At 40.0% G+C, this 14,095-nt stretch carries 14 protein-coding genes; 4 read left to right on the top strand and 10 right to left on the bottom strand.

Annotation, left to right across the window (positions count from 1 at the left end; translation table 11 throughout):
• The first annotated feature begins 435 nt into the window (after positions 1–435).
• Positions 436–663: a DUF2949 domain-containing protein gene (locus tag CUN59_RS10535; RefSeq protein ID WP_104387805.1), complete on the top strand. Its 228-nt coding sequence runs from the start codon at positions 436–438 to the stop codon at positions 661–663.
• 58 nt (positions 664–721) lie between these two features.
• On the opposite strand, the gene CUN59_RS10530 is transcribed toward CUN59_RS10535, so the two are convergent.
• From CUN59_RS10530 to CUN59_RS10495, 8 genes are all read right to left on the bottom strand, one after another.
• Positions 722–1,873 (bottom strand): pyridoxal-phosphate-dependent aminotransferase family protein, encoded by a 1,152-nt coding sequence (locus CUN59_RS10530; RefSeq protein ID WP_104387804.1) that lies wholly within the window; start codon positions 1,871–1,873, stop codon positions 722–724.
• Between the two features lie 64 nt (positions 1,874–1,937).
• Complete coding sequence (locus CUN59_RS10525; RefSeq protein ID WP_243406915.1) at positions 1,938–2,480, bottom strand: zinc ribbon domain-containing protein; 543 nt, start codon at positions 2,478–2,480, stop codon at positions 1,938–1,940.
• Positions 2,481–2,815: 335 nt separating this feature from the next.
• Positions 2,816–3,061, bottom strand: coding sequence for a DUF5340 domain-containing protein (locus CUN59_RS10520; RefSeq protein ID WP_104387803.1), 246 nt, complete (start codon positions 3,059–3,061; stop codon positions 2,816–2,818).
• 134 nt (positions 3,062–3,195) lie between these two features.
• On the bottom strand, positions 3,196–4,077 hold the full coding sequence (gene trpC / locus CUN59_RS10515; RefSeq protein WP_104387802.1) for an indole-3-glycerol phosphate synthase TrpC: 882 nt from the start codon (positions 4,075–4,077) through the stop codon (positions 3,196–3,198).
• A gap of 34 nt (positions 4,078–4,111) precedes the next feature.
• The gene (locus CUN59_RS10510; protein ID WP_104387801.1) at positions 4,112–4,501 is read right to left on the bottom strand and encodes a four helix bundle protein; all 390 of its coding nucleotides are present in this window, start codon (positions 4,499–4,501) and stop codon (positions 4,112–4,114) included.
• Positions 4,502–4,527: 26 nt separating this feature from the next.
• Positions 4,528–5,958: a dihydrolipoyl dehydrogenase gene (gene lpdA / locus CUN59_RS10505; protein WP_104387800.1), complete on the bottom strand. Its 1,431-nt coding sequence runs from the start codon at positions 5,956–5,958 to the stop codon at positions 4,528–4,530.
• Positions 5,959–6,094: 136 nt separating this feature from the next.
• On the bottom strand, positions 6,095–6,997 hold the full coding sequence (locus CUN59_RS10500) for a hypothetical protein (protein ID WP_104387799.1): 903 nt from the start codon (positions 6,995–6,997) through the stop codon (positions 6,095–6,097).
• A 25-nt stretch (positions 6,998–7,022) separates the two neighbouring features.
• Entirely contained in the window at positions 7,023–8,003 is a 981-nt protein-coding gene (locus tag CUN59_RS10495; protein ID WP_243406914.1) for a hypothetical protein, read from the bottom strand.
• Positions 8,004–8,747: 744 nt separating this feature from the next.
• Here CUN59_RS10495 and argB point away from each other — a divergent pair.
• From argB to CUN59_RS10475, 3 genes are all read left to right on the top strand, one after another.
• Positions 8,748–9,641: an acetylglutamate kinase gene (gene argB, locus CUN59_RS10485; RefSeq protein ID WP_207765405.1), complete on the top strand. Its 894-nt coding sequence runs from the start codon at positions 8,748–8,750 to the stop codon at positions 9,639–9,641.
• A 118-nt stretch (positions 9,642–9,759) separates the two neighbouring features.
• Positions 9,760–10,284: a tetratricopeptide repeat protein gene (locus CUN59_RS10480; RefSeq protein ID WP_104387797.1), complete on the top strand. Its 525-nt coding sequence runs from the start codon at positions 9,760–9,762 to the stop codon at positions 10,282–10,284.
• A 134-nt stretch (positions 10,285–10,418) separates the two neighbouring features.
• A complete protein-coding gene (locus tag CUN59_RS10475; RefSeq protein ID WP_104387796.1) occupies positions 10,419–11,216 on the top strand; it encodes a DUF3153 domain-containing protein in 798 nt (265 codons plus the stop codon).
• Here CUN59_RS10475 and CUN59_RS10470 read toward each other — a convergent pair.
• Positions 11,185–11,868 (bottom strand): hypothetical protein, encoded by a 684-nt coding sequence (locus CUN59_RS10470; protein ID WP_104387795.1) that lies wholly within the window; start codon positions 11,866–11,868, stop codon positions 11,185–11,187. The genes CUN59_RS10475 and CUN59_RS10470 overlap by 32 nt on opposite strands.
• A 127-nt stretch (positions 11,869–11,995) precedes the next feature.
• Positions 11,996–14,083 (bottom strand): S-layer homology domain-containing protein, encoded by a 2,088-nt coding sequence (locus CUN59_RS10465; protein WP_104387794.1) that lies wholly within the window; start codon positions 14,081–14,083, stop codon positions 11,996–11,998.
• Positions 14,084–14,095 lie beyond the last annotated feature (12 nt).

Here is a 14,095-nt window from a genome sequence, read left to right as displayed (position 1 = left end):
ATTTCTGCAAGTAGCACATATCACACACTCTATTACGGCTTGTCACCAATATTATCAGTAGTTTAATCTAGTTCAGACTTAATATGAGGTTGATTGAGAAAAGGCAATTTTTCTCACACAACCTGCAACTTTTTCTCTACTTAGGGTAAAGTGACTGATAATTGTTTAATTATACCTATCTCTGTTCTGTCACTCTCGGAAAACAATAATCGAATCCATCTTTTGTAACTCTTATTTCATCAAGGTTTAGCACTTTTTTATGTATTAAAAAATAAAATTGCTGCATAAAATGTCAAAACCAAAACCCCATAAACCTTTCAGGTATTGAATTTTCCCAATCTGAATTTATCTGGGGAATCAATTCACCACAATTCACAATCGGATGATCAACAAAATACCGATCATACAATACTCACACAATAAATAAAAAAATCTATGATCATCAATTCTACTCAAGGGGGTGAGATACAAATGACACCATCAAGATATTCACGGCTAATTAATTTTCTTCAGGAAGATTTGGCAATTTCTACTGATTCTCTAGCTGTAGCATTGCGTCATCGTGATCAAGATCCTGGTTCTTTAACAATGACTCTTTGGCAGTATGGGCTAATTACTTTAGAACAGTTAGAAAAAATTTATGATTGGCTGGAAACGGCATAGGGAAGAGGTAGGGAGCAGGGGAGAAGAATTTACCCATTACCCATTACCTGCTTAATAACTATTGTCCAAAAACTTTTGCTGCTGCTGCTATACCAGTACCGGGGGTAAAGTTATCATGGCCAACTTGGGGTAGGACAACTTCTAGGGAAGCAATACAGCTAAGAATATCTCTATCGCTCACAAAACCCAAGTGACCAATACGGAAAATTTTATTACTCAGATGGTCTTGTCCGCCAGCTAAAGCAATATCAAACTGTTTTTTCATCAAAGAGCGAATTTTATCTGTTTCTATGCCAGGAGTGGCTACAGCAGTAATGGCAGGACTGGCACATTCATCACCCGCAAACAATGATAAATTCAATGCTTTCATTGCTGCACGGGTAGCATTTTTCTGGCGTTGATGACGGGTAAAGATTGATTCCAACCCTTCCTTCTTCATCATGCCCAGGGTGGTGTGTAGTGCCACCATTAAGTTAACTGGAGGAGTAAAGGGAGTGGTATTTTTAGCGGTGGCTTTGCGATATTTACCTAAATCTAAATAATACTTAGGCAATTTGGCGGTTTTGTAGGCTTCCCAGGCTTTAGGACTAACGGAAACAAATCCTAAACCGGGAGGAATCATGTAGCCTTTTTGAGAACCGGAAGCAACTACATCTAAACCCCAAGCGTCTACAGGGACGTTATAAGCACCTAAACTGGTGACAGCATCAACTATGATTAAAGCCTCTCCATGTTCTTTAACGTGGCGGTTGATAGCTTCTAGGTCATTAATGACACCTGTTGATGTTTCGCTGTGGGTGATGATGACAGCTTTGATTTCTTTGTTCGTATCAGCTTGGAGTTTGGCTGCAAATTGGGCTGGGTCTAAGGGTTGTCCCCATTCTGAAGTAACAGCTTCTACATTTAAACCAAAGGCTTGACCAACTTCTACCCAACGTTCACCGAATTTACCATTAGAACCGACTAAAATGCGATCGCCTGGAGACAGAAAGTTAATGATTCCTGCTTCTACCGCACCAGTACCACTAACATTTAACATCAATACATCACTTGTGGTCTGGTGTAACCATTTGAGGTTTTCTGTCACCTCTCCCATCATGCTACTAAATTCCCCACTACGGTGGCCAATGGGGTGTTTAGCTAATGCTAGTAAAGCCGCTTCTGGTACTGGGGTTGGGCCAGGAATCATCAGCATCAATTTATTATCCATGGTGTTTGTCCTAGTTGAAAACTTCTCTACGATACAATACAAATTCACTACTGCGGAGTGTGAACTACCCACACTGACCTGACGGTACAGTGTCGGCTTCCTGTCCAGCAGAAAGCACAGTAGTAGACTTCTTTCGTCCTCTATTACTGCGACTTACTTCTGGGTGACAGGCTTTATCCCCCGTTCCAGAGGTCAAACCTTCGACTGCGCTCAGTACAAGGCGCAGCCGAAGTATTCGTAGTCCCTCATCTCTGAGGTTTATCGCTGCATTGATATCTCTGTCATGTTTAGTCTGGCACTTTTCACAAGTCCAAAATCTTATATCTAGCGGCAAACTACCCACTTGATTAAGGCATACATGACAAGTTTTTGACGAAGGAAAGAATCTATCAACTTCTTGATAAATCTTTCCTTCGTTTTCTGCTTTGTATTTAAGAACTTTACCTTCTGCAATTGATTTTGGCTTCTCCTTGCCATCTTCAAATAAAATAGCAGCGAAATATTGTTCACTGCAATTTTTGGTGATAGTTACAGTTTTAATTTTCCCTTCAATTTCTCTAAACCACTTATTGTTCTGTTTAATTATATGTCGCTCAACTAATCGCATTCTGACTCCATGCACTTAACAATACACCCTGTTTTTCTCTTTCTTCTTCTTAATCCATAGATTTTTGCACTAAGGCTAGTATTATCGAAATAAAATAGTTTTTATCTAGGATCGCATAAATTGGAATCTTAGGACATTCTATTAGTAAATCTTATGGTAAGTAAAAAGGTGTAAAAAAATCGAAGTGTGTAACAAAAAGTAAAGTTTCTTAAAAACCTCTTCCCTTCCACCTCCTGCCTTTTGCCCTGTCATCAGGACAATTTTTAACACCAACCTACTTAAATATAGGGAAAAACCCCCGCTGTTTCAGGGCAGGGTTGAGAAATATGCGTTACTCAGGAGCAATCAACTTTATCCGGCAAATGGTTAATAGACCAACGATGATCAATAACGATGGAGGAAACTTGACAAGCTTCTTCTAGTCGCTTTTGTTGGGAAGCAGCTTTTCGCAGAGTAATAATCAGTTGATTCACTTGATTCCGTAGGTCTTGATTGTTACCTACCGAAGTCATGGTTTGCTTTTCTAAAAGTTGAAGTATAAGTTCGTAATGGATAGGAGATGGTAAAGGAATTGGCTCCATGTAGTTTATTCTAAAATTACAATTTGGGGATTTTCTATTTTTAACTAGTTAAAGTTTAGCTAATCCCAAATTAATTGTTACACAAGAAATAAATAATTGCCGTTAGGCAAAAAGGAAAAGGGAAAAGGTTGTGATTAACTAAACAAATTAGCGATCGCCAATTGAGGATCTGGTTGTTTTACCAGTGATTCCCCAATCAGTACAGCAGAAGCTCCTGCTGTTTTCACTAAATTTAAATCCTCCGAGTGGTGTAATCCTGATTCACTAACTATGAGAATATTTTTTGACTGTAATTCTTGACCTCTAGCGGTTAGTAATTCACAGGTAGTTTGCAAGTCAACGGAAAAATCTTCCAGGTTGCGATTATTAATTCCAACTAAAGAAACTCCATCTAAAGCTAATACCCGATCTAATTCTTCCAAATTATGTACTTCTATTAAAGCTGCCATTTTTAAGTTATTAGCAATTTTAATAAAGTATTGTAAATCTTGATCATTGAGAATGGCAGCTATTAATAAAACTGCATCTGCGCCATGAATTCGCGCCCAATACATTTGGTAAGGATAGATGATAAAATCTTTACATAGTAAAGGTAAATCTACTCCTCCTCGGACTAAAGAGAGGTTTTCAAAACTGCCTTGAAAAAATTTGACATCGGTAAGAACAGAAAGACAACTAGCTCCACCGGCTTGATAAGATTGAGCGATCGCTACTGGATCAAAATCTGCCCTAAATACTCCTTTGCTGGGAGAAGCTTTTTTAACTTCGGCAATTAGCGCCGGGTTGGTTTTCCCCTGACGTAAAGCAGCGACAAAATCACGAACAGGTGGTGCAGATAAGGCTTGTGTTTGCAGTTCCCGCAAAGGTAGCTTTTCGCGCATTTGCTCAACTTCTGTCTCTTTTTGCCAAACAATTTCTTCTAAGATGTTATTTGGTGCTGCACCTTCTATAGCAGAGTGATATTGAAGTATAGAAATATTAATAACTTGGCTAGGTGAACGACGACGGATTTGCATGATTGTTTAGTTGTCAGTGGTCAGTGGTCAGTGGTCAGTGGTCAGTGGTCAGAGTTTTTTCTGAAATATTGCCAATGGAGTTAAGATAAGCGTTTAACTTAGGAGAAAGTTCATCAATGATTGGTTTAAGCCTATTTACTTCTTCATTTGTTAACAGATTTCGTTTGTAAGCTCGTCCTAACCAATGTCTAGTTTCATTTAAAGAACCTCTCGCCATTCTAACAAAACAGCAATTATCCTGAAAGTTATACCTACCAGAACCTTCTGCAATATTTGCGCCAATACTATCAACAGAACGTACTATTTGCTTACCAATCGTTACTTTAGGAAATTCTTCCCAGCGAAAAACAATGTTCCAAATATCATCAGCTAGTTTTTCTGCTAATTGGTAAACTTGCAAATTCTCGCAGTTAGATTTCGCCATTTATTCAACTGACCACTGACTAACGATTAACTAACTAATGCTCGTTTATACGCTTCATCTAAGACTTCTGAAAGCGTTGGGTGAGCGTGGACTAGGTAAGCGAGACTTTGGATAGATTGACGGTTAGCCACGGCGGCGGCGGCTTCGTGAATCAAATCTGAGGCGTGGGGACCAAAGATATGTACACCTAAAACTTCGCCAGTATCCTTACGGTAAATTACTTTGGCCATACCCTCAGCATCTTTTTCTGCTAAGGCTTTGGAATTACCTTTAAAGTAACTTTTACTCGTGGCAATTTCAAATCCTTCCTCCAGTCCTAAAGCTTCGGCGGCTGGTTCTGTTAAGCCTACATAGCTAACTTCTGGATGGGTAAAGGCGGCGGCAGGGATGCTGCGATAGTCAACTTTTTTCTGACGACCCAGGATATTTTCTACAGCAATAATACCTTGGGCAGATGCAGTATGGGCTAACATCATTTTGCCAGTAGCATCACCAATAGCCCACAGATGGGGAACTACTTCGCCTCCTGATAATACGGCCATATTATCATTAACAGGAATAAAATTGCGGCGGTCAAGTTCCACGCCAACGGATTCTAGACCGAGATTTTTAGTAGCGGGAACGCGACCTGTAGCGACTAAACAAGCGTCAACTTCCAAAACTTCTAAATCTTTTTTGGTTTCAAAGTCAGCCAATTCAATTACTACTGGTGAACCAGGAATTACTTTTTTGGCATAGATACCGACTTTGGTTTCAATATCACGGGGCGTAATTAAAACCCGTTCTGCCAGTTTAGCAATATCTCGGTCAAATCCTGGCATTAACTCGCTCAATGCTTCAATTAAGGTGATTTCACAACCTAAAGCGGAGTAAACATCAGAAAATTCTAACCCGATGTAACCGCTACCAATAATTGCTATCCATTTGGGTAGAGTTTCTAATTTAACGCCTTGGTCACTGGTAAAGACGGTTTTGCCATCTACTTCAATTCCAGGGGGAACGAAGGGGACAGAACCGGGGGAAAGGATGATATTTTGGGTGGTGATGGTTTTTTCACCTTTATCTGTGGTGACGGTAACTTTTTGTGTTCCTGCTACTTTGCCCTGACCCCGGATAATATCCACTCCTAAGCGTTTGAGGCTGTTGGTTAGGTCTCCTTGAATTTTGGAGACGAGGTTGTTAGCATGATCAGCGATCGCTTGCCGATCAAACTCCACACTACCAATTTGAATTCCCAAAGACTTGAGGTGATGGGCATTACGTAATTCTCTTACTTTTCCTGAAGCTGCTAGTAATGCTTTAGAAGGAATACAACCTCTGTTGACACAAGTTCCTCCCATATCTCCAGCTTCAATAATCGCTGTTTTCTGACCGCAACTGATAGCGTGTAAGGCCGCACCATGTCCACCTACACCAGCGCCGATAATAACTAAATCGTAATCAAATCCAGAACTCACTTTTATTTCCCCATTTCCTTAGCCTAATTTTTCTTAACTTAACTTTTTTGTGAAACTTTCTCAAATTTACAAAAAATAACGCAGTAGAACTTTAGTCTCCCCGTTATTTTTTGTCAGTCTGTAATCAGGCTTGAGGTTACTTAAGAGCAGCTCTTAATGTTTTTAGTGTTTGACCAATTGCTAGGAAATCTTTGTCCTGTGCGAGTTTTTGCAAAACTACCGGACTGCTTTCCAGGATAATCTGGTTATAGGCATTAATAGCATTGTTTAGTTTATTAATGTTCACAGTTGGTGCTGTGTTAGTCTGAGCAATGGTTAAACTAGCTTTGAGATCCTTTGTGCCAGCTACTAGTTGCGCTTGTGGTAACTGAGCCGAAGGAAAACTTGGTGTTATGGAAACCTCAGTACCGCTTAAAAGACCAGCAATATTTTGTAATAGGGTAGTCACTAAGGCTGGAGAGACACCAGCGGCAGATAGAGCCGAGGTAAGTTGTGTCACTGCCGCCTGCGCCTCTGCACCACCGACAGCAAGGGCAACAACAGTAGCTACTCCTTGACCACCGCCAGCAACACTACTGGCAGCAACACTACTGGCAGCAGTACTAAGTATAGAAGCCGCAGCCGCATTTACCGCTTGTGTTGCCGCAGGTGTAACCGTAATATTTACAATACCAGCAGGACTAACAAAAACACTGACACTAGGTGATGCACCTACTGGTGATGCACCCACTGGTGATGCACCTACTGGTGGTGCACCTACTGGTGGTGCAGTATTAATATTGATGGCTGGCGCTGAAAAAACGGTAGCACTTGAGCCAGTTGTTCCACCTCCGCTTAACGACCCAGCAGTTCCTTTACTGGGTGAATCAAAGGTTGATGATGGTGAAGCTTGAGCAATAGGAGTAGGATATCCACTCAAAGTCGCCGATTCATTGTTATTTGTGGGTAAAACTGTAGCCTGGTTTGGTAACTGCCAACTCAGGAAAAGTAGGGGACTGACACCGAGTAAGGCAAAAAGAAAAGTTCTGATTTTTAACATGGTAATTCTTTAAGTATTGAAGTGTTTATTTAGGTAAGAAATTGAAACCATAGCCTACACTCAGAACAAATACAGTACCACCTGGACTGTTATCTGTCAGATCAGCACCCTGGGCATTAATTGTTAAGGGAATAGTAGGCACAGGGACAAAGGAAACCCCAGCGTTTAAACCTATACCACTCCAACCTAGACCGACACCTACCTGGGGGTGAACTTGCACACCGACTCCAGCAAACACACCTATACTATCAGTACCTTGTCGGAAGTCACCACCACCTGCTCCTACGGAAAAGGAGATGGGCATTCTATTGACTGGATTGTTAGGCTGTAGGAGAGAGTATGTTGTCACCACACCATAGGCACTGGAAGGTCTAATAGCTTCATTACCATACTGAGCAAAGGTCCTCCAGCCAGCAGCAACGGCTACTTGATTGTTGCCTTTAGCATAGACGAGCCTATGGGCTTTGAGGTCAAAAGTGCCATTCTCACCAAAGTTTTTGATGCTTCCCAAATTGTAGGAAAATTCTAACCCGATGAGTTTTTGGGCATCACCCAAACCAAAACCTGTGCTTATACTTCCGTCTATTTCACCATTTCTAGCTTTACCGGCAGTCGCCCCTGATGCTCCTATGAATACATCACCCCAGCCAGCCCCGAAAGCGCTGGGAGCACTAAAGCTGAGTCCAGGTGAGTAGGTTGGTTTTATGGGAGCAGGTTTAACTAGTGGTTCAATCAATAAATCTTGGCGTAATTTATCAACATCACCAGAACTATTCTCCATAGGTAAGGGGGTTATGCTTTGGGTAGTGATCTGGGGATGTTTTGGTTCAACAATAGATTCTGCTTTTTGTCCTAGTTTTGCTTTTTCCGCTACTACTTCTTGTAGATCCGGTAAATTGTTTTCTAAGGTAGTTTGATTAGCAGTAGATCGATCATTTTGGGTTTGATCAACTACTGGATCTGCCGCAGATGCTGGGCTAAGTGCGATCACAGTGGTGAACCACATGTAACTTAAAAGGGTTGTTCCGACAACTTGTACCCAGTTAAGCTGTAACAATGTACATAAAAATTTTGCTTTTTTCAACGTCCGACTTCCCACAATCTTAGTTCACGTTTAAACTTCTATGAAAATAATTCCACAAAAACCTAATTATTCCATTTCGTTGCTAGTACACCTTTTATGCAACGCTCTGCCAGAAATAATCTGTATCAGATGTTAGTAGCATAAGCTTAAGCTCTGATAATTTTCTTTGTATGTACACATTTTATTACATACTTTCTAGAAAATCAGCTACTACATAGCACTAATATGAGAAGTTATTTTCCTGGAGCTATCAAAATAATACTATTTGTACTGTAAATGTCCGGATGAAAATGATTTTTCACAAGAATTAACTCATTTGAGAATATTTAGGAAATTTACATAAAAAACATATACCAAAAGACTTTTAATCCTGTTATCTGTTTTCTGCTATATAAGATTGTTATAATGTTTTTCCAGGATTATATACTTAGTATTAAAATCACTAAATAAATTTCCAATAGTTGATCATGGACAAGAGAATTATCAAGAGTAAATAAGATTATCTACTTAGTATTAAAATCACTAAATAAATTTCCAATAGTTGATCATGGACAAGAGAATTATCAAGAGTAAATAAACTTAAAGGTATTCTTTGTTTAGATCAATTAACTCAACTGGTAGAATATTTACCTAAACTAGATCACTAGCAAGTTGGGTAAAAACATCATGAATGATACAGAGTATATCAGGCAAACAGAAGCTAATCGCGTAGAAATTCTTAGTGAAGCATTACCATACATTCAGCAATTCGTTGGCCGCACGGTGGTAGTTAAATACGGTGGTGCAGCGATGAAGGATAGCAACCTCAAGGATAAAGTTATTCGTGATGTCGTTTTTTTATCTTGTGTTGGTTTGCGACCAATTTTAGTTCATGGTGGTGGACCAGAAATTAATAGTTGGTTGGGTAAGTTGGGAATTGAAGCACAGTTCAAGAATGGTTTGCGGGTAACTGACGCACCAACTATGGATGTGGTGGAAATGGTGTTAGTTGGCCGTGTGAATAAAGAAATTGTGGCACTTATTAACCAAGCTGGGGGTATGTCCGTAGGACTTTGTGGTAAAGATGGTCACTTAATTACTGCCCGTCCTCAAGGCGAAGAGGGAATTGGTTTTGTGGGTGAAGTGAGTAATGTCAATATCAAAATTTTAGAAACTCTTTCTAGTAATGGTTATATTCCCGTTGTTTCCAGCGTGGCGGCTGATGAAACTGGACAGGCATATAATATTAATGCTGATACCGTAGCGGGGGAAATAGCCGCCGCTTTGGGCGCGGAAAAGTTAATTTTGCTGACTGATACCAGAGGAATTTTAAAAGATTATAAAGATCCATCTACTCTCATTCCTAAAGTAGATATTCGGGAAGCGCGGCAATTAATAGCTGATGGTATAGTCAGTGGGGGAATGATTCCTAAAGTGAATTGTTGTGTGCGATCGCTCGCTCAAGGAGTTAAAGCTGCACATATTATTGATGGCCGTATTCCCCATGCTTTATTGTTAGAAGTATTTACAGACGTGGGTATTGGGACAATGATTCTTGGTTCTCAGTTTCGAAAATCATAGAAACATAACAATTCAGGAGTCAGGTGTCAGGAGTGCTACTGGTTTAGATCTAACTAAGACAACTGACAACTGACAACCGACAACCGACAACGAACAACTGACAACGAACAACTGACTAATGACTACAGAAAGTTTAGAAATCGCTAAATCTCGGTATAAAATTGGCAAAGCTGCTTTTGAAAACGGTAAATATCGAGAATCTGTACAAAATTTAGAACAAGCCAGCGCCCTATTAGGAAAAAATACTCGTTTAGCTGGGGAAGTAGAAATTTGGTTGGTGAATGCTTATGAAGCGGCGGGACGTTCGGAAGAGGCGATCGCATTATGTCAAGAACTTAGCCGTCATCCCCATTATGAAGTGCGCCACCAAGCCAAACGCCTGGCCTACATTTTAAAAGCTCCTAAACTTAATCGTCCTAAAGAATGGATGACAGAAATCCCCGACTTTAGCATAATTTCTGACAACAAATCCAAAATGATGATTGCCGCCAAACCTAACCAATCTCCATCTGCTAAAAAACCTGTAGAAAAAGAATATATTGACTTGAGTACAGTCAATACTCAAGATAATAATTTTGTTTGGGTGGCTTTAATTGCTGTGGGTTTCACAATTTCCTATTTAGTTTGGTTAAGTTTTGAGTAAATTGTCAAAATTCACCTAGAAGTCAAAATCTTTGATAAGTAATCCCACAAAATTAATTACAAATATTGTCTTTCTCTTGCCTCTTCACTCTTGCCCACACCAAGACTAATTAGTAAATTAGGAGAAATTAACTAATGAATGTATCTACCCTAGTTAAAAAAATCTCACAATTAATTAAATCTGCTATTTTGCCTATTATCAAAATCAAACCCATTGTATTTATTTTGATTTTTGCCTCATTGATGTTATCTGGCTGCGTCAATTATGATTTAGGCGTAAACTTTAACAGTACAAATAATGGTCAATTAGTACAACATTTTCAGTTATCAGAAAAAATAACTATCTTTAGTAGTGATTACATATCTGAATGGGTAAAAACTTTACAAAACCGAGCCAGAAGATTATCAGGTTCAGTAGAAAGAGTTTCCCCCTCTGAAATTATTGTCAAAATTCCCTTTACCAGTGCTAAGGAATTACAAAAAAAATTTACAGAATTTTACCAAAATAGTACAACGAAAGAGGAGGAACGCTCGCAAATTTCTAATATTACTTCCAATTTAATCGCCGAAGATACTAACTTTTTCCTATTTTCGAGAAATCATTTAGTTTATGATTTAGATTTGCGTTCCTTAGCGATGTTTACCACTAAAGCTGATAATTCTCTTCTCAATTTGGACTTTAGTTTAAATGCACCTTGGGGCATCAAAAATATTAACAATAACGAAAATACGTTGCAACCAGAAAAACACGGTAATCAATTGATCTGGCAACTGAAACCAGGCGCTATCAATCATGTAGAAGTCATTTTCTGGCTGCCCAATTTTCTGGGAATTGGTACTTTGATAATAATTGGTTTTGTTTGGCTAGGAATTTATCTTAGGTATACAGTATTACCAACTCCTAAAACACAAACTCCAGGTGTTCATCCGTAAGGGCTTTGAGTTTGGAGGTAAAAGATTCCGTGTGATTGCTCTGCTGGGGCATAAAGCGACCAATAGGGGGATGATTGGCAGTTCCTGACAGCATTAGTTGTGGCACTGGGTAAGGAGGTAAAATTTCCTCAATAACTTCCTTTGGCTTAACATTGGTCTGGGCTGTAAAATTAGTGGGTTTGGAAACATGAGGTTCTGTATAAGCATCTCTGTTTTCCTCTCTAGGCTGTAAATGATTATTTATTTCGTATTTATAACTAACTTGGGCGGGTAATAACTGAGGATGGTGATAGCTTTCTGTCCTTATCTCCTGTTTTATGGGTGGTAAAACTGATAGGGAGACAGAAGTAAGTCTTTCGGGGAATTTGCTACAAATCATGCGCTCAAATTCCATATTAAAATGATATGTGGCCTCTCCCTTGCGCCGCCAAAAGGTCAAGATTTGCTGGACAGATATAGCTTTATAACGACCTTGATACAAAGCTTCAATTACTGCTAAATGTAACCAATGCAAGGGATATTCTACTTGCCAACAGTTAATCAACTCACTAGCATTAAATCCGTTAAGATCAAAGCTGTAGTGAGTTAATAACTTGGCTGCTAATTCGGCTGGAGCCGCAAAAGTTGGAGTTACCGGGACTGTTGTTAACATGGGCTGTGAGTGTTAGGCAATAGGTATAAACATTTCACCCATCGCATTTAGCCTAACGTAGTTTTAGCTACATGAATATTTTTTCAGGAGCAGCCAAATAGATAGGCAGTGTTTTCCATTCTACTTATCAATTGCTGATATGCAAAACAACATAAGGTGAGTTGATGACTTTTGTACGTTGACTAGCTACTAATGCCTGATAAACCATAGCTGCAACTTCTGCACGGGTGGCTTCCCTGGTAGGTGCAAGCAAACTGGGATCGGGGTAATTGACAATTATTTGCTGTTGGGTAGCTATGGTAACTGCTGTCCGGGCATATTCGGGAATTTTATCTTGGTCAATATAGGTGATGGTTTTTTGTTCATTGGCTAATAGTCCCAGTCCGTTGACGAGGGAGACTATCACCTGTAACCGTTGCACGTTTTGGTTAGGGCGGAAAGTGCGATCGCTAAATCCCCCCACAAAACCACTTTTAGCCGCAATTTCAATGGCATTGGCCGCCCAAAAATCCTGGGGAATATCTGTAAATTCTGGAGATGGGCGTTTAGCTGGAGGGTTAAAAGCAGCAGCAATTAAAGCCGTATATTGGGCGCGGGTCATCGCTTGATCGGGTTGGTATGTCCCATCAGCAAAACCTTGGGTTAAGTTCATACTAACCAATGCCCTGATAAATGGTTCTGCCCAATGTCCGACAATATCAGAAAAAGAAGGAATCTCTGTCTCTGGTTTGACAATATAGGCAGATGGGAGGGGATTTTCCATACCCATAGACACCAATGCTTGGTAAATTAGCACTGCCACCTCAGAGCGAGTAATTTCGCGCAAGGGTTCTAACTGATCTACTTGGGGATAATTGACTACTAATAGTTTCTGCGTAGCCACTGTCACTGCACTGGTAGCATAGCTGGGGATTTGAGTGCGATCGCAGTATACCATTAACACATTAGGATTACCACCACTCAAGTTTAAACCATTAACAATAGAGACTAGGGCTTGAATTTTCGTTAAATTATTGTCCGGTCGAAATGTACCATCGGGAAAGCCTTTCAAAAAGCCCCGATCCGCCGCACTAGCTATGGCTTTAGCACCCCAAAAGTTTGATTTGACATCTTTGAATCTATCTAATTGATTACTTTCTGGCAATTGAAAAGTCTTGGCCATCAAAGCCGCATATTGGGCGCGGGTAATAGGTGTAGCTGGTTGAAAAGTGCCATCGGGAAAGCCACTAATAAACCCTTTACTCACCAAAGCTTCTACAAAAGCAGCCGCCCAATGTCCCTCTAAATCAGCAAACCGCGTACTCACACCTATTTGACTGGGAGTGTCCGCCGTCGCCGCGATAAAATCTATTTCCCCAATTACCTGAGTTAAACTTAACTGATTGCCCACGGACATGATTTTTTGCTCCGTGACATTTTGTAAATCGAATTTACCCTGTGCTTGAAAAATATTCTCCGCAGGATCTTGGGGATTGCCTAAATCGGGAACAGCATTACCATTAATTAATAGACCACCTTGGGTATTACTTGTAATCAGATTGCGGCGTAATACTGGTTTAGCATCACGAGAAAGAGCGATCGCTGTCCCATTGGCACAAAGTTTATTATTAGCCACTAAAGGGGCTGCAAAATCACTAATCGCTATCCCTAAAGCATTATTTTGAAATACATTCCGCAGCACTTCCCCTTTACTATTTCTGGCTATGACTAACCCACTTACTTTATTGTTAATAAATAAATTATCCACAATGCCTGGTTTAGCATTGCCAGTGGTAAAAATTCCCTCTCTAGTACAGTTTTTGAAAGTGCTATTAGCTACCGTTGGTACAGATGACTCAATCCAAACTCCCGTACCTTTAGCATTAGAATTAATCACAGTCACGCCTAACAGACTCGCATCACTTAGTAATAAGACAGTAATATTTTGCACACCAAAACTCGGACTCTGATAATCTCCACCACCAGAAATAATAATTTCCTGACCTTTATTTCCCTCATTTCCCACGACCAAAACCCCCGATGGAATCACTAGAGGAAATACTTCTCCATTGGCCGTGCTATAAGTTCCATTAGCCAACTGAATAATTGTTGAGCTTTTTGCCTGTTTGATAGCCTGGGAAATACTTTTTAAAGGACTGGTACGAGAACCCGTATTAGCATCCTTCCCGGTAGCGGGATTGACATAGATTATTGCTACAAGACTAGAGTTAACCATTGATTGTTAAAC

Source organism: Cuspidothrix issatschenkoi CHARLIE-1, from assembly GCF_002934005.1.
Lineage (GTDB): Bacteria > Cyanobacteriota > Cyanobacteriia > Cyanobacteriales > Nostocaceae > Cuspidothrix > Cuspidothrix issatschenkoi.
The sequence above is the reverse complement of the archived record's forward strand: the minus strand, read 5'-3'. Positions and strand labels throughout refer to the sequence as shown.